The sequence below is a fragment of the Aeromonas rivuli genome, from assembly GCF_020149575.1.
GTDB lineage: Bacteria > Pseudomonadota > Gammaproteobacteria > Enterobacterales > Aeromonadaceae > Aeromonas > Aeromonas rivuli.
In genome coordinates, this window is record NZ_CP079742.1 from 1,585,403 (window position 1) to 1,599,844 (window position 14,442).

The window sequence follows — 14,442 nt, forward strand, 5'->3', positions numbered from 1 at the left end:
CCTCATGGATGAATAGTGGATCATTGTCGGTTTCTAAGCGGGGGCGCGCGGTTGCCCCATGAGCTGAGACATTCGAGGTGAATTCATGAGCGAGGCGAGCAGCCCAACCAACTTTATCCGTCAGATCATCGATGAAGATCTGGCCAGTGGTAAGCACAAGAGTGTGCATACCCGTTTCCCGCCGGAGCCGAACGGTTATCTCCATATCGGCCATGCCAAGTCCATTTGCCTGAACTTCGGCATCGCCAAGGATTACCAGGGCCAATGCAACCTGCGCTTCGATGACACCAACCCGGTCAAGGAAGACATAGAGTACGTCGAATCCATCAAGCAGGACGTGCAGTGGCTCGGCTTCGAGTGGAGCGGCGAGATCTGCTACTCCTCCGACTATTTCGACAAGCTGCACGGCTATGCCATCGAGCTCATCGAGAAGGGGCTGGCCTATGTGGACGAGCTCTCCCCCGAGCAGATGCGCGAGTATCGCGGCACCCTGACCGAGGCGGGCAAGAACAGCCCGTTCCGCGATCGCAGTGTGGAAGAGAACCTGGCGCTGTTTGCCAAGATGAAGAACGGTGAGTTCGCAGAGGGCTCTGCCTGCCTGCGCGCCAAGATCGACATGGCATCTCCCTTCATGGTGATGCGCGATCCCGTCATCTACCGCATCAAGTTTGCCCACCACCACCAGACCGGTGACAAGTGGTGCATCTATCCGATGTACGACTTCACCCACTGCATCTCGGACGCCCTGGAGGGGATCACCCACTCCCTGTGCACCCTGGAGTTCCAGGACAACCGCCGCCTGTATGACTGGGTGCTGGACAACATCAGCATCGACTGCCACCCCCGTCAGTACGAGTTCTCCCGCCTGAACCTCGAATACACCGTCATGTCCAAGCGCAAGCTGAACCTGCTGGTGACCGAGGGGCACGTCAGCGGTTGGGACGATCCGCGCATGCTGACCGTCTCCGGTCTGCGTCGTCGTGGTTACACGCCGGCGGCCATCCGCGAGTTCTGCAAGCGCATCGGCGTGACCAAGCAGGACAATATCGTCGAGATGAGCATGCTGGAAGCCTGCATTCGCGAGGATCTCAACGAGAACGCTCCCCGTGCCATGGCGGTGCTGCACCCGGTGAAGGTGGTCATCGAGAACCTGGCCGCCGACGAGGTGCTGACCGCACCGGCTCACCCGAACAAGCCGGAGATGGGCACGCGTGAACTGCCCTTCAGCCGCGAGATCTTCATCGACGAGGCGGACTTCAAAGAGGAGGCGAACAAGCAGTTCAAGCGTCTGGTGCTGGGCAAGGAAGTACGCTTGCGCAATGCCTACGTCATCAAGGCCGAGCGGGTCGAGAAGGATGCAGAGGGCAAGGTCACTTGCATCTACTGCTCCTATGACCCCGAGACCCTGGGCAAGGATCCGGCCGATGGCCGCAAGGTGAAGGGGGTGATCCACTGGGTCAGCGCCACTCACTCCCTGCCGGCGGAGATCCGCCTGTACGATCGTCTGTTCAAGATGCCGAACCCCGCAGCCGAAGACGACTTTGAAGGGGCGCTCAACCCGGATTCCCTGATGATCATCAAGGGTGCCCGGGTCGAGGCTTCCCTCAAGGACGCCAAGCCGGAGTTTGCCTACCAGTTCGAGCGTGAAGGGTATTTTTGCGCCGACAACAAGCTCTCCAGCCCGGAGCAGCTGGTGTTCAACCGCACCGTGGCCCTGCGCGACGTCTGGGGCAAAGCCGAGGCCTGATCGCTACGGTCTGACAAGAAGAGGGCAGGGGAGACCCTGCCACTCTGGTCCGGATTGCGGACACAAAAAAAGCCAGCGTGATGCTGGCTTTTTCATGGCTGCTCGCGGCCGACGGCGTTATTCGTCGTGCTTGCAGTCGCCGTTCGCGCAGTGACCATACAGATAGAGGCTGTGGTTGGTCAGGCGGATGTTGTGGTGTTTGGCGATGTCGCGCTGACGCTGCTCGATCACCTCGTCGGAGAACTCGATCACCTTGCCACAGTCGAGGCAGACCAGGTGGTCGTGGTGTTCCTGGGTCGACAGCTCAAACACCGACTTGCCGCCTTCGAAGTGGTGACGGGTCACGATGCCGGCATCATCAAACTGGTTCAGAACGCGATAGACGGTCGCCAGACCAATCTCTTCACCATGATCGATCAGTCGTTTATAGAGGTCTTCGGCACTGGTGTGCTGGCATTCCGGCTGCTGCAGGATCTCGAGGATCTTGACACGCGGCAGTGTGATCTTGAGCCCGGCCTTTTTTAACGCTTGATTATTGTCTGGCATATTCACTTATTCGCATTCTCGAAGGTGGGGTTATTCTGAGTGACTGGCGCGGGAATGGCAACCTTCAACTCAGGTCAGATGTCATTATAGGTCTTGTGGTCACCAGAAATAAACCCAGTGATTAAAGGGGTTTAGCCGAGATGTTCTCGCAAGACACCCGCATTAGATTATTTTCGCCCCCTTGTCTGGTGGCCGATTGTTGTTAAGATGTAACACCTGTTTGTCTGGTCGGATGAGATCCATGGATTGGCTTTTTGACAATGCGGCCTGGGTGCGCCGCGCCCTCAATGCCTGGCCTCCTTTCTGGGGGGCTGGCATCAAGATAGAGCTGCTCAGCGATGATTTTCGCACTTGCCGGGTCAGCCTCAAGTCGCGGTGGTGGAACAAGAACGCCAATCGCACCCAGTTTGGCGGCAGCATGTTCGCCATGACGGATCCCATCTATCCCCTGATGCTGATGGGTTACTTCAAGAATCACTACTATGTGTGGGACAAGGCGGGCAGCATCAACTACATCAAGCCAGGCAAGGGCAAGCTGGTGGCCGAGTTCAACCTGACCGAAGCCAAGTTGGCTTCGATCCAGGCTGCGACCCGTCAGGGGGACAAACACTTCCCCGAGTTTGATGTATTGGTAAAAGATCAGAAGGGGGAGCTGGTCGCCGAGGTCAAGCGCACGCTCTATGTGCGCCAGCGCAAGGAGCGTAGGGGGGATGGCGTGAGTGGCGGGTGACAGCCAAGGTCAATGCCCCGCAACATCCCATAAAAAAACGGCCTCGAGGGCCGTTTTTTTATCAGAAATGACTCACTCGAGTTCGGCGAGGCACATCTCTTCATGGATTTGCTTGCTCCAGCCCTTGACGCGCTCTGCGGTCAGTTCTGGTTGGCGATCCTCATCGATACCCAGACCGACGAAGTGCTTGTCATCGACCAGGGCCTTGGAGGCCTCGAAGTCGTAGCCCGCAGTCGGCCAGTGGCCAATGATGATGGCGCCCTTGGCCTCGACGATGTCACGCAGGGTGCCCATGGCATCGAGGAAGTACTCGGAATAGTCTTCCTGGTCACCGCACCCGAAGATGGCGACCAGTTTATCGGTGAAGTCGATCTCTTCGAGTTCCGGGAAGAAGTCATCCCAGTCGGCTTGGGCTTCGCCGTAGTACCAAGTCGGGATACCGAACATCAGCAGGCTGAAGCTGTCGATGTCGGCCTTGCTGCTCTTGGCGATGTCACGGACTTCAATCAGTTGTTTGCCCAGTTCTTTCTGGATCATCTTGGCGACAGCTTCGGTATTACCGGTATCGCTGCCGAAAAACAGACCTACACTTGCCATAGTGTTTAGTTACCCGTATTTGGTGTTGATGCTTAACGGTCAGATCAGCTGACCCGCCACGAGAGCAGAGTCGATCTGTTGCTTCAGGATAGATTGGATCAGCTCGGCGCGGCTGACGTTCTGTTGCAGCGCAAGTTGGTTCAGGCGCTCCAGCATTTCGGCTTCCACCTTTAACTCTACCCGCTTCAGTCCATTCTCCCGATCGCGCTTGAGCTGGTTGCGCTTGTTGATCTTGAGCTGGGTCTCGCGGGGGAGTGGATTGGTTTTCGGCCTGCCGGGGCGCTTCTCATTTGCGAACAGATCCAATGTTGTTCGATCAGTTTGCTGTTTGGCCATACTTCATCTATGAGCAGTTAGCCGAGACCCGAGCCTTCCCAGCTCAGTTCGATCAGCCCCTTGGCGACAAAACCCGCGCAACCTAAAAACAGTACCAGCCAGACAATGAAGCGACCGAAACGGGGCACATTGCCGCGTTTGAGTACGTCCTGGATAGCCAGGCCAATCAATAGAAAGACAGCCACGAAGAATAGTTTCAGGCCCAGACTCTCGATCAGTTCAATGTGTTGGCTCAGCATGGATTGCGCACACTCCTTATGACGGGCCGCACTATATCACAAAGGATTTGAAACTGTTAACCGCCTATCGACAGGAAATCCACAACCAACTTGTTGAACAAAACCGGCTTCTCGGCGTGTAACCAGTGGCCGGTTCCGGCGATGACCCGAGCCTTGGCCGCGGGGAATTGGGCCATCACCGTCTCGGTATAGGCGGGCAGCATATAGTCCGACTCACCGCCCTTGATAAACAGGGTCGGCCCCTCGAAACGGCTCAGACTATCTGGCCAGCCCATGATGTTGGCGTAGTTGTGCTCAAGGGCCCGCACATTGAAGCGCCAACCCCAACCAGATTCCCCCTTGGCGAAGGATTTGAGCAGGAATTGCCGTACTCCCGGGATCTCGATGTGTTGCGCCAGCAGCGCCTCGGCATCGCTGCGGCTCTGAGGCGGAGTGGCCAGGGTGGCATTGAGCCCTGCAAACACATTTTGATGACGGGCATGGGGATAGGCGACCGGTGCCATGTCCGCCACTATCAGCCGCTCGACCCGTGTGGGCGCCTGTTTGGCCAGCTGCATGGCGACTTTGCCTCCCATGGAGTGACCAATCAGGCTCGCCTTCTCGATGTGCAAACTATCGAGCAGCGCCAGCAGATCGGCCGCCATCAGGGGATAGCTCATCTCATCCGAGTGAAAGGAGGCGCCGTGGTTGCGCAAGTCGAGGCTGATGACGCGATACTGGTCCGTCAGCGCACGGGCCAGCAGGCCCAGGTTGTCCAGGCTGCCAAAGAGGCCATGGATCAATACCACGGCCGGGCCCTGACCTTGATCCTTGTAATTAAGCAGCGGCAGGGTTGATGAAGGGGCTGACAATGATGGTTCTCCTGTGCGGTCAATCCGGGATCCTGGCGTCTGGTTCAGGTTTCTCGCTCCTGTGGGCCAGAAATGCGCCATGGGTGGTCTGGATCACTATCTGATGCGCCATTATGCCGTATTCTCGAGGAGATTCATGCACATCTGACGGGCCGCTTGGGCCGCCGGGTCTGGCTATGTATAATCGCACCATCCCACTTTCTGTGAGCCCAGCGCCAACCCTATGAAAACCATCGAACTTGATGACGATCTCTACTTCTATATTGCCAGTCAGACCCGTCACATTGGCGAGAGTGCTTCCGATATATTGCGCCGCCTGCTGGAGCAGTCCGCTCACGCCAAGCTGAACGCGGCGCCGCGCCAGGCTGAGCCGTTGACGCCGGCGACCGTGCAGACCATGGCCCCTGTCACTCAGGACAAGTCTGGGATACAGGCCTTGCTGGCGTCGGGGGCCCTGCAGCAGGAGGAGAAATCCATCAACCGTTTCATGCTGCTGTTGGGGGCGCTCTATCGGGATGATCCGGCGAAATTTACCCAGGCAACCGAGATAAAAGGGCGCAAGCGCGTCTATTTCTCCCAGGATCCCGAGGCCCTGCGCGCCAGTGGCAGCACCACCAAGCCCAAGCCGGTACCGGATACCCCTTTCTGGGTGATCACCAATACCAACACCAGTCGCAAGCAGAATATGGTTGCCCAGCTGATGGCCAGCATGGGCTATGACGAAGCCCTGATTGCCGAGGCATGCGGCACCGTATGATCCTGAGCCTCGGCTCACAGGGTTCTTGTTTTTGAATGTGCGGGGCCTTCGCAAGGGCCTGTTTCGTTAAGCAGCAAATGCGTATAGCAGCAAGGATAACGCCATGGCACAGCATCCTCATGCCGGTCAACCGGCCCGTTTAAGCGACCTGACCAACATTCCCCGTCTGGTCAGCGCTTACTACCTCAACAAGCCGGACATGAGCCGCCCCGAACAGCGGGTGGCCTTCGGTACCTCCGGCCATCGCGGCAGCGCCCTGCACAATGCCTTCACCGAATCCCACATCCTGGCGGTGACCCAGGCGCTGGTGGAATACCGCCAGCAGGCCGGCATCACGGGGCCGCTGTTTGTCGGCATGGATACCCATGCCCTGTCCGAATCGGCCTTTGCCAGTGCGGTTGAGGTGTTGGCGGGCAACGGCGTCGAGACCCGCATCGAGGCGGATCTGGGTTTTACGCCGACCCCGGTCATCTCCCACGCCATCTTGCATCACAACGCTGGCAAGCCTGCGGCGCTGGCGGACGGCGTGGTGATCACCCCCTCCCATAATCCGCCGGAAGACGGTGGCTTCAAGTACAACCCTCCCCACGGCGGCCCCGCCGAAGGGGAGATCACCAAGTGGGTGGAAGAGCGGGCCAACGCCATTCTGGAAGCCGGTTTGGTCGGGGTGAAACGCATGCCCTTTGCCGATGCCCTCAACAGCCCGCTGGTGGTGCGGCATGACTACGTCACTCCCTATGTGGACGACCTTGGCAACGTGCTGGATCTGGATGCCATCAAGCGGGCTGGCATCAAGATAGGGGTCGATCCCCTTGGCGGCTCCGGCGTGGCTTATTGGGACGTGATCGCCAAGCGCTATGATCTGGACATCGAAGTGGTCAACTACAAGGTGGACCCCACCTTCTCCTTTATGACCCTGGATAAAGACGGCAAGATCCGCATGGACTGCTCCAGCCCGTTCGCCATGGCGGGGCTGATTGCCCTCAAAGACAAGTTCGACATCGCCCTTGGCAACGATCCCGACTACGACAGGCACGGCATCGTCACCCCCGCCGGGCTGATGAACCCGAACCACTACCTGGCGGTTGCCATCCAATATCTGTTCACCCACAGAACCGGCTGGCCCAAGGCGGCAGCGGTCGGCAAGACCCTGGTATCTTCTTCGATGATTGACCGGGTCGCCGGCGAGATTGGTCGGACTCTGAAAGAGGTGCCGGTCGGCTTCAAGTGGTTCGTGGATGGCCTCTACAGCGGCGAGTTTGGCTTTGGCGGCGAAGAGAGCGCCGGCGCCTCCTTCCTGCGCAAGGATGGCAGCGTCTGGACCACCGACAAGGATGGTTTCATCCTGGCGCTGTTGGCCGCTGAAATTCTGGCTGTGACCGGCAAGGATCCCCAGGCCCACTATGATGCCCTGGAAGCGAAATTCGGCCGCTCCAGCTACCGCCGTATCGATGCGCCAGCCAACAGCGCCCAAAAAGCGGTGCTCGCCAAGCTGGATCCCGCCCTGGTGGAGGCTTCCATGCTGGCGGGTGATCCCATCATCGCCAAGTTGACCCGGGCACCGGGCAACGATGCCGCCATCGGTGGCCTCAAGGTGACCACAGAGCACGGCTGGTTCGCGGCGCGCCCCTCGGGCACCGAGTCCATCTACAAGATCTACATGGAGAGCTTCAAAGGAGAGGCGCACCTGGATCTGATCCAGCAAGAGGCCCAGCAGATTGTCTCCGCGGCCCTGGCCAAGGCTGGCGTCTGAGTCAGCGCGCTCGCGTTGCAAGCAATCGAAAAAGAGGAGCCATGGTGGCTCCTCTTTTTTATGGCTGATGGCCAGGGGCCTCATCGCGGCTCGGTTCTGGTCACTCCCTCTGCGACGGAGGGCCGACGGCGCTTAAACGGATTGTTCAGGGGCAGTTTCATCAGCAGCAGGGAGAGAAGTATCACCCCAATGCCCAGCCACTGAAGCCCACCCAGGGTCTCGCCCACCATCAGCACCCCGAGGGAGACCGCCACCATGGGATTGGTGAGGGCCAGCATACCCATCACCTCGGGGCCGTGGCGCTTGAGCCCCCACAGCCAGGCCCAGTAGGCCAGTGCGGTGTTGAACAGGATCAACCAGACCAGCCCTGGCGCACTGGATGGCTGCGGCATCGGCATGGGGCCTGCCAGAGTCCATGCCAGCGGGATCAGCATCAGCCCCCCGAGCAGCAGTTGCCAGGCGGTCAGCGCCAGCAGATCGCTCACCGGCCAGCGCTGCATCCAGCGGCTCGACTGGCCGATGAGCAGGGTGGCCAAGAGGGCGCAACCTACTCCTATGGGATCCAGCCTGGCGGAAGGGTTGAGCAGCAGCAACACCCCAGCGAGACCCATCAGTCCGAGCAGCAACCACTTCAAGGTCGGGCGTTGACCATCTTGCAACCAGGCGAGCCCCATCAGGATCAGCGGCAGGGTCGCCCCCAGGGTGCCCGCCACCGCCCCCGGCAGGCGGAAGGCCGCCACGAACAGCAAGGCGAAGAAGGCGGTGATGTTGCAAAACGCCAGCAGGAACTGCTTGCCCCAGGGCAGTGGTGGCCAGCGGGGATGGAGCAACAGCAGCAGGATGCCAGCGGGCAATGCTCGCCATACCGCAACCCAGTAAGGGGAGTAGTCGGTCAGGGAGAGGGTGACCACGGCATAGGTGCTGCCCCACAGCAGGGGGGCGAGCAGGGCAATCAGGATGGGCATGACATATCTCTTCGATAAGTATCTTTAAGTGAAGATACATTAGTGGTGATTTGTTTTATTATCAAGTATCTCGATATAAAGATAAGTGGCAGCGCTATGGCAGAGGATCATGTAGACCAGTTGTTGGCTCAATGGGCACGGCAGAGACCCGATCTCGATTGCAGCCCCATGGGAGTGCTGGGTCGGGTGGCGCGCATGGCGGCCATCGCCGGGCGGGAGGTGAGCGACGAGCTCAAGGAGTGCGGCCTGCTCGGCAGCGATTTCGACATATTGGCGACCCTGCGCCGGGCCGGCGAGCCGCTCACCCCGACCGCGCTCTATCAGTCTGCCATGTTGAGCTCGGGGGCCATGACGGCCAGACTCGACAAGCTGGAGCAGCGCGGGCTTATCGAGCGTCAGGCGGCGCCTGATGATCGGCGCAGCCTGCTGGTCAACCTGACCGAAGCGGGTCTGGCGCTGGTTGATCAGGCGGTCGAACGCCATGTGGCCAACGAGCGGCGCCTGCTCGCCCCCCTCAATCAGGAGGAGCAGGCCCAGCTTGCGGCCCTGCTCAAACGCTGGTTGCTGGAAAACGAGTGATGACACACAGATAAAAAAGGCCCCTTTCGGGGCCTTTTTGTGCATTTTGAGTCGGACTCAGTAGCCGCGGGCGGCCTTGACCGCCAGACCCAGTTGCCAGACCGCCATGGCGTAGTGGGTGCTGTGGTTGTAGCGGGTGATGGCGTAGAAGTTCGGCAGACCGTACCAGTACTGGTAGCTGCTACCGACATCCAGTCGCAGCAGGCTGGCCTTGCTGTGAGCGCCGAGTGGCGCTATGGGGGAGAGGCCGGCCCGGCGCAGGGTGTCCAGGCTATAGCTCGTCTGGAAGCCGGTTTCGAACCCGGGCGCCTGGCCCTGGGCTCTGACCGCCACCTGATCGCCCTTGCGCCAGCCGTGGGCCTGGAAGTAGTGGGCCACGCTGCCGATGGCATCCACCGGATCCCAGAGGTTGGTGTGGCCGTTGCCGTCAAAGTCCACCGCATAGCCGTGGAAACTCGACGGCATGAACTGACCATACCCCATGGCGCCAGCGTAGGAGCCGGTCGGCTCGCTCGGATTGATGCCTTCGTTGCGGGCCATGATCAGGAACTGCTCCAGCTCGCCGCGGAAGAAGGTGGCGCGGCGGGGATAGTCAAAGGCCAGGGTGGCCAGGGCATCCAGGATCGGGGTCTTGCCCATCACCCGGCCCCAGCGGGTCTCGACCCCTATGATGCCGACGATGATCTCGGGGGGCACGCCGTACTGGGCAGAGGCACGATTGAGCTCGGTCTCGTAGTCGCGCCAGAAGTTGACACCATTTTGCACATTGTCCTGGGTGATGAACTTGGCGCGGTAGCGATTCCAGGCGCCGTTGGGACCGCTTGGACCCGTTGCTACCGGGGCCTGGCGATCCATCAGGTTGATGATCCACTGCTCGCGAGAGGCCTGGGAGAGGGTGTTGTGCAGCTCGGCGCGATCGAAGCCGTGCTTGCTGACCATCATGGCAATGAAGCTATTGACCGCGGGGTTGTTGGCAAAGTCTCCCGCCAGTACCCCGGATGATGGTTGCTTGGGGGGGGGCGTGAGCAGGAAGCTGCTGTTTGTCTGTACCTTGGGCACGGCGACAGGCTCGTTGGCAGCGCTGCTGCAGCCGATGAGCAGGGGAAAGAGAACGGCGAGGGGTATGAAACGATGCATAAGGCTTCCAACAGCACAGAAAACAGGATGTCGCCATGGTAGTGGATCCATGGCGATGCGCAAGCGTCCCATCATAGGGGCAGAAGCCAGGGTTCAGGATTTGAGGCTGTGGTAGCCACTCCAGATCCGGGTCGCCACCGTGATGAGGCAGAGGGTGGCAAAGCCGTAGGCCAGGGGAGCAAACCAGTGAGGGAACAGGCACATGAGCACGAACAGGGCGATGGTCTCGCTCCCCTCGGTCAGGCCTCCCAGGTAGTAGAGCGACTTGTGATGGTAAACGGGATTTTCGATGCCGCGTTTGCCCGCCATGATGGCAAAGGCCAGAAAGCTGGAGCCGGTGCCCATGAAGGCGAACAGCAGGGTGGCGGCGGGCAGGGCATTGGCCGGGGTCGCCAGGGCAAACCCCAGCACCACGGCGGCATAGAAAATAAAGTCGAGGGTGATGTCGAGAAAGCCCCCGCAGTCGGTGATGCCGCATATCCGGGCGATGGCACCATCGAGCCCGTCCATGATGCGATTGAGCAAGATGCAGACGAGGGCCAGTTCGAACTGGCCGACGGCGAGCAGGGGCAGGCTCAGCATGCCGATGAGAAAGCCGGTGATGCTGACCTGGTTGGCGCTGATACCCAGGCGGGCCAGGGGGCGGGCGAGCAGGCTGAGCGGACGGCGGATCAGCACGATGGCGTGGCGGTCAAACAAGGGATCTTTCCTCTGGCAGATGGGGGGCTGGTTGCCTCATGGAGGCCAGATCCAGGATGGCGGCGGGGGCATCTTCCTCATCGTGGCTGACCAGAATGGCCGGCATGGCGCGGCTGGCTATCTCCTCGAATACCAGGGCGCGAAACGCGGCCCGTAGCGGCTTGTCGAGGCGTGCGAAAGGCTCATCCAGCAAGATGGCATCCGGCTCGGCGAGCAGGGTGCGCAGCAGGCTGACCCGGGCCTTCTGGCCGCCGGAGAGGGCACCAGTGTGACGGTCGGCCAGCTCTGCCAACCCGACCCGGGCCAGCGCCTGCTGGGCTTGCTCACGCCGCGCCCCCCCTGCTATCTCGGCGGGCATGCCAAACATCAGGTTCTCCACGACGCTCAGGTGCGCAAACAGCAGATCGTCCTGGAACAACATGCCGATGCGGCGTCGATAGGCGGGCAGGTCGCTGAGGAGGCGATCCCCGAGCCATATCTCCCCGGCAAGCTGCAGGGGGCCTCCCCGGGGCAACACCCCGGCCAGGCCAGCCAGCAGTGAACTCTTGCCGCAGCCGCTTGGCCCCATCAGGGTCAATACCTCCCCGGGGGCTACGCGGCGCTCGGGCAGGTGCAACAGCGTCTGCTGGCCCAGGGTCAGAGTCAGGGGGCCCAGGTGCAGGGGTTGGGTCATGGGGTGGTCTCCATCGGATTGGACCTGCGCGGCAGACGCAGCGCCAGGGCGTAGATCAGCAGCGGCAATGTCAATTGCAACAAACCATAGAGGCTGGCGAGGCGGCGGTTGAGGCCAGAGCCGATGGCCACGGCTTCGGTGGTGATGGTGGTGATGCGCCCGGCGCCAAACAGCAGGGTCGGCAGATATTGCGCCAGGCTGACGGCGGCGCCCACGGCGCAGGCAAAGGCCAGGGGGCGCAGTAACAGCGGGCCCTTGACCCGCCACCAGACTTGCCAGGGGTTGGCCCCCAGGGTGGCGGCCGCCTGGGCCAGACGATCGTCAAATTGACGGTAGGGCCCATACAGACAGAGATAGAGATAGGGATAGACAAACAGCAGCTGACTCCAGAATACCAGGGCGCTGCCGACCGGCAGACCGAGCCAGTCGGCGCCAAGGCGGGCACCCAGCAACAGGCTGGCCTGGGGCAGCAGCAGCGGCAGGCAGACCAGCCAGAGTGGCCAGGGCCTGCGCCCGCGCTGGGCCTCCAGGGCAAACACCACCAGGATGAGGGCCACGATGGCGGTCGACAAGGCAAGCCAGGCGCTGTGAGCCAGGGGCTGGGCGATGTCACCGATCGCCTGTTGCCAATGGTGCCCGCTCCACTGGCTGGGCCAGGGGGCGGGGAAGGACCAGCGGCGGGTGAATGACCAGAGGAGCAGGGCGGCCAGCACCAGCAGGTTGAGTGCCAGCAGCAGGGCGGTCAGGGTGGCGCCCAGGGCCGGGGCAAACCGGGCAGCGGCGCGTTGGCGCTGGCCATTGAGCATCCAGCCCTTGCCCCCGTGCAGATGCAACCCCTCGAGGGCGCGCAAGGCGCCGAGCAGCAGCAGGTTGAGGCCAAACAGCAGCAAGGCGCCATTGTTGGCCAGGGCGCGCCAGCCCAGATCGGCGTCCTGATACCAGCGCCAGAGTCGCACCGCCAGGGGCGCCGGTTGAGTGGGGCCGAGCAGCAATCCAAGATCGACCACTGCCAGACCATAGGCTGCCACCGCATAGAGCGGCAGACGCAGACTGGGCCAGAGGCTTGGCAGGATCAAGCGCCACCAGATCTGGGCCGGGCGAAACCCCAGGCTCTGCCCCAGCCACTGCTGGCGGGCAAGCAGACGAGGCTCCAGGGCACCGAGCGCCATCAGCAGCAGGAAGGGGGTCTCTTTCAGAACCAGCATGGCGATGAGACCCAGACCCCAGGGATCATGCAGTGTCTGCCAGTCCGGTGGCAGGCTCAGCCCGGTGAGTCCGGGGGAGACCAGTCGCAACAACCAGCCAGACGGGGCGATAAGAAAACCAAAGCCGATGGCAAAGGCCACATGGGGCATGGCCAGCAGGGGGGCGAGCAGGCGGCGCAGCAGGGCGAAGCTGCGATTTTCACTGTGGGCCAGCAAGAGGGCGACCAGCAGCAGGCTGAGCAGGCTGGAGGCTGAGGCTATCCAGAGGCTGAGCCAGATGGACTCCCCCAGACCAGGCTGGGCCCAGAGCCGCAGCCAGGGTTCGGGATCCCTGGCTTGAACAAGCAGGACAAGCAGACCCGCGATCAGAGGGAGCCAGAGCAGGGCCGCCGTCAGCGGCAGGATCAGGTGTCGCATCTCAGTGCCCGTAGCGCTCGGTCCAGGCACTCTCCAGCATCAGCTGCCAGCTCGGATGGGGTTCGGCCACCGCCTTGAAGCGCAAGGCGGGCACGGCATTGGCGGGCAGGGCATCCTGGCGCAGCACGCTGGGGTCACCCCAGATGGCGGGGTCGGCCTTGCGCGCCTGGGCGGCGGGGCTGAGCAGGAAGTTGGCCACCACCTTGGCCCCGGCCCGGGCCTTGGCGTTGAAGGGAATGGCCAGGAAGTGGCTGTTGGTCAGAGCCCCCTTCGCCATGGCGACCGCCCTGACAGCGGGAGGCAGGGTGCCCGTCTCCACCGAGCTCAGAGCCTCCTGGGGATTGAAGCTGATGGCCATGGCCAGCTCGCCATCATCGAGCAGCTGTTTGGTCTCGGCGGCGCTGGCCGGGAAGGCCTTCCCCTGACGCCACAGGTTGGGATGCAGGGCATCGAGGAAGTGCCAGAGCGGCGCCGCGATGGGGGCAAATGCGGCTTCGGTCGCCGGGCGATAGAGGGGCGCCGGATCGGGCGCCAGCTCCAGCAACATCTGTTTGAGGAAGCTGGCGCCGTGGAACTGGGGCGGCTTGGGGTAGCTGAACCGGCCCGGATTGGCCTTGGCCCAGGCAAGCAGCGACGCGGCCGAGCGCGGCGGTTCAGGCACCTGGTCGGTGTCGACCATGAGGTTGAGCTGGCCCAGCCCCCAGGGCGCTTCCAACCCCTCGACGGGCACAGTAAAGTCTTCATCGACCGGCAAACTGGCGTCGACCAGCGCCATATTCGGCAGCTCCTGACTGAAGGGGGCGCCGAGCAGGCCGTTGTCTTTCAGGGCCTTGAAGTTCTCGCCATTGACCCAGAGCAGGTCGATAGGGCCGTCTTGGGTCTTGCCTGCCTGCTTGCCCGCGAGCAGCTGACTGACGCTGGGCGCGATGTCATCGACTTTCACCTGCACCAGGGTGAGCCGGTAGTCGCGCTCCAGCTCCTTGGCCGCCCAGGCGAGGTAGCTGTTGATCTCCGGGCTGCCGCCCCAGGCATTGAAGTAGACGGTCTGTCCACGGGCCTCGGCCAGGGTCTGTTGCCAGTCGGGATCGGCAGAGGCCTGGGCCTGCCACCCCCAGTTCAGGGCCAACGCGGCCAGGGCGTAACGCAGCGTGCCAGAGGTCATCATGGCTCCTTGTGGTGAGTGGAGGGTTGGGCCGGATCCCGCAGGGGAG

Annotated in this window: 16 protein-coding genes; 5 read left to right on the forward strand and 11 right to left on the reverse strand. The window is 61.8% G+C overall.

The annotated features are described in order from the left end of the window. Window positions 1-85: 85 nt before the first annotated feature. Window positions 86-1,747: a glutamine--tRNA ligase gene (gene glnS / locus KYK33_RS07500; protein ID WP_224432577.1), complete on the forward strand. Its 1,662-nt coding sequence runs from the start codon at window positions 86-88 to the stop codon at window positions 1,745-1,747. Window positions 1,748-1,864: 117 nt separating this feature from the next. Here glnS and fur read toward each other — a convergent pair whose 3' ends face one another. Beyond that, on the reverse strand, window positions 1,865-2,293 hold the full coding sequence (gene fur / locus KYK33_RS07505) for a ferric iron uptake transcriptional regulator (protein ID WP_005894855.1): 429 nt from the start codon (window positions 2,291-2,293) through the stop codon (window positions 1,865-1,867). A 241-nt stretch (window positions 2,294-2,534) separates the two neighbouring features. Here fur and KYK33_RS07510 point away from each other — a divergent pair, with 241 nt between their 5' ends. Then, a complete protein-coding gene (locus KYK33_RS07510) occupies window positions 2,535-3,023 on the forward strand; it encodes a DUF4442 domain-containing protein (protein ID WP_224432578.1) in 489 nt (162 codons plus the stop codon). Window positions 3,024-3,095: 72 nt separating this feature from the next. On the opposite strand, the gene fldA is transcribed toward KYK33_RS07510, so the two are convergent. The 4 genes from fldA to KYK33_RS07530 are packed head-to-tail and all read right to left on the reverse strand — an operon-like array spanning window position 3,096 to window position 5,046. Continuing rightward, complete coding sequence (gene fldA / locus KYK33_RS07515) at window positions 3,096-3,620, reverse strand: flavodoxin FldA (RefSeq protein ID WP_005894859.1); 525 nt, start codon at window positions 3,618-3,620, stop codon at window positions 3,096-3,098. A gap of 39 nt (window positions 3,621-3,659) precedes the next feature. Beyond that, entirely contained in the window at window positions 3,660-3,956 is a 297-nt protein-coding gene (ybfE, locus tag KYK33_RS07520; protein ID WP_005894861.1) for a LexA regulated protein, read from the reverse strand. A gap of 17 nt (window positions 3,957-3,973) precedes the next feature. Beyond that, window positions 3,974-4,195 carry a DUF2788 domain-containing protein gene (locus KYK33_RS07525; protein WP_005894863.1) on the reverse strand — a complete coding sequence of 74 codons (222 nt, stop codon included), beginning with the start codon at window positions 4,193-4,195 and terminating at the stop codon, window positions 3,974-3,976. 56 nt (window positions 4,196-4,251) lie between these two features. Further along, complete coding sequence (locus KYK33_RS07530; RefSeq protein WP_224432579.1) at window positions 4,252-5,046, reverse strand: alpha/beta fold hydrolase; 795 nt, start codon at window positions 5,044-5,046, stop codon at window positions 4,252-4,254. Window positions 5,047-5,269: 223 nt separating this feature from the next. Between KYK33_RS07530 and seqA the strand changes: the two genes are divergently transcribed. Together seqA and pgm are read left to right on the forward strand one after the other, a co-directional pair. Beyond that, entirely contained in the window at window positions 5,270-5,803 is a 534-nt protein-coding gene (gene seqA, locus KYK33_RS07535) for a replication initiation negative regulator SeqA (RefSeq protein ID WP_042039711.1), read from the forward strand. Window positions 5,804-5,906: 103 nt separating this feature from the next. Beyond that, window positions 5,907-7,556 carry a phosphoglucomutase (alpha-D-glucose-1,6-bisphosphate-dependent) gene (gene pgm, locus KYK33_RS07540; protein ID WP_224432580.1) on the forward strand — a complete coding sequence of 550 codons (1,650 nt, stop codon included), beginning with the start codon at window positions 5,907-5,909 and terminating at the stop codon, window positions 7,554-7,556. A gap of 80 nt (window positions 7,557-7,636) precedes the next feature. Here pgm and KYK33_RS07545 read toward each other — a convergent pair whose 3' ends face one another. Next, the gene (locus KYK33_RS07545) at window positions 7,637-8,521 is read right to left on the reverse strand and encodes a DMT family transporter (RefSeq protein ID WP_224432581.1); all 885 of its coding nucleotides are present in this window, start codon (window positions 8,519-8,521) and stop codon (window positions 7,637-7,639) included. A gap of 96 nt (window positions 8,522-8,617) precedes the next feature. Here KYK33_RS07545 and KYK33_RS07550 point away from each other — a divergent pair, with 96 nt between their 5' ends. Beyond that, complete coding sequence (locus tag KYK33_RS07550) at window positions 8,618-9,100, forward strand: MarR family winged helix-turn-helix transcriptional regulator (RefSeq protein WP_224432582.1); 483 nt, start codon at window positions 8,618-8,620, stop codon at window positions 9,098-9,100. A 57-nt stretch (window positions 9,101-9,157) separates the two neighbouring features. Here KYK33_RS07550 and mltB read toward each other — a convergent pair whose 3' ends face one another. From mltB to KYK33_RS07575, 5 genes are all read right to left on the reverse strand, one after another. Continuing rightward, on the reverse strand, window positions 9,158-10,237 hold the full coding sequence (gene mltB, locus KYK33_RS07555; RefSeq protein ID WP_224432583.1) for a lytic murein transglycosylase B: 1,080 nt from the start codon (window positions 10,235-10,237) through the stop codon (window positions 9,158-9,160). 93 nt (window positions 10,238-10,330) lie between these two features. Continuing rightward, window positions 10,331-10,936, reverse strand: a complete 606-nt coding sequence (locus tag KYK33_RS07560; protein ID WP_224432584.1) for a CDP-alcohol phosphatidyltransferase family protein — start codon at window positions 10,934-10,936, stop codon at window positions 10,331-10,333. Then, on the reverse strand, window positions 10,929-11,609 hold the full coding sequence (locus KYK33_RS07565) for an ATP-binding cassette domain-containing protein (RefSeq protein ID WP_224432585.1): 681 nt from the start codon (window positions 11,607-11,609) through the stop codon (window positions 10,929-10,931). Before KYK33_RS07565 ends, KYK33_RS07560 begins: the two co-directional genes overlap by 8 nt. Continuing rightward, entirely contained in the window at window positions 11,606-13,231 is a 1,626-nt protein-coding gene (locus KYK33_RS07570) for an ABC transporter permease (protein WP_224432586.1), read from the reverse strand. The genes KYK33_RS07565 and KYK33_RS07570 overlap by 4 nt, the downstream gene beginning before the upstream one ends. Window position 13,232: 1 nt before the next feature. After that, complete coding sequence (locus tag KYK33_RS07575; protein WP_224432587.1) at window positions 13,233-14,393, reverse strand: ABC transporter substrate-binding protein; 1,161 nt, start codon at window positions 14,391-14,393, stop codon at window positions 13,233-13,235. Window positions 14,394-14,442 lie beyond the last annotated feature (49 nt).

Excerpts from the sequence above, each read along its gene's own strand:
- KYK33_RS07570 (WP_224432586.1), bottom strand. The coding sequence starts at position 13,231 with ATGCGACACCTGATCCTGCCGCTGACGGCGGCCCTGCTCTGGCTCCCT.
- KYK33_RS07565 (WP_224432585.1), bottom strand. The coding sequence starts at position 11,609 with ATGACCCAACCCCTGCACCTGGGCCCCCTGACTCTGACCCTGGGCCAG.
- KYK33_RS07510 (WP_224432578.1), top strand. The coding sequence starts at position 2,535 with ATGGATTGGCTTTTTGACAATGCGGCCTGGGTGCGCCGCGCCCTCAAT.
- mltB (WP_224432583.1), bottom strand. The coding sequence starts at position 10,237 with ATGCATCGTTTCATACCCCTCGCCGTTCTCTTTCCCCTGCTCATCGGC.
- KYK33_RS07525 (WP_005894863.1), bottom strand. The coding sequence starts at position 4,195 with ATGCTGAGCCAACACATTGAACTGATCGAGAGTCTGGGCCTGAAACTA.
- fldA (WP_005894859.1), bottom strand. The coding sequence starts at position 3,620 with ATGGCAAGTGTAGGTCTGTTTTTCGGCAGCGATACCGGTAATACCGAA.
- fur (WP_005894855.1), bottom strand. The coding sequence starts at position 2,293 with ATGCCAGACAATAATCAAGCGTTAAAAAAGGCCGGGCTCAAGATCACA.
- seqA (WP_042039711.1), top strand. The coding sequence starts at position 5,270 with ATGAAAACCATCGAACTTGATGACGATCTCTACTTCTATATTGCCAGT.
- KYK33_RS07575 (WP_224432587.1), bottom strand. The coding sequence starts at position 14,393 with ATGACCTCTGGCACGCTGCGTTACGCCCTGGCCGCGTTGGCCCTGAAC.
- KYK33_RS07550 (WP_224432582.1), top strand. The coding sequence starts at position 8,618 with ATGGCAGAGGATCATGTAGACCAGTTGTTGGCTCAATGGGCACGGCAG.
- pgm (WP_224432580.1), top strand. The coding sequence starts at position 5,907 with ATGGCACAGCATCCTCATGCCGGTCAACCGGCCCGTTTAAGCGACCTG.
- KYK33_RS07545 (WP_224432581.1), bottom strand. The coding sequence starts at position 8,521 with ATGCCCATCCTGATTGCCCTGCTCGCCCCCCTGCTGTGGGGCAGCACC.
- ybfE (WP_005894861.1), bottom strand. The coding sequence starts at position 3,956 with ATGGCCAAACAGCAAACTGATCGAACAACATTGGATCTGTTCGCAAAT.
- glnS (WP_224432577.1), top strand. The coding sequence starts at position 86 with ATGAGCGAGGCGAGCAGCCCAACCAACTTTATCCGTCAGATCATCGAT.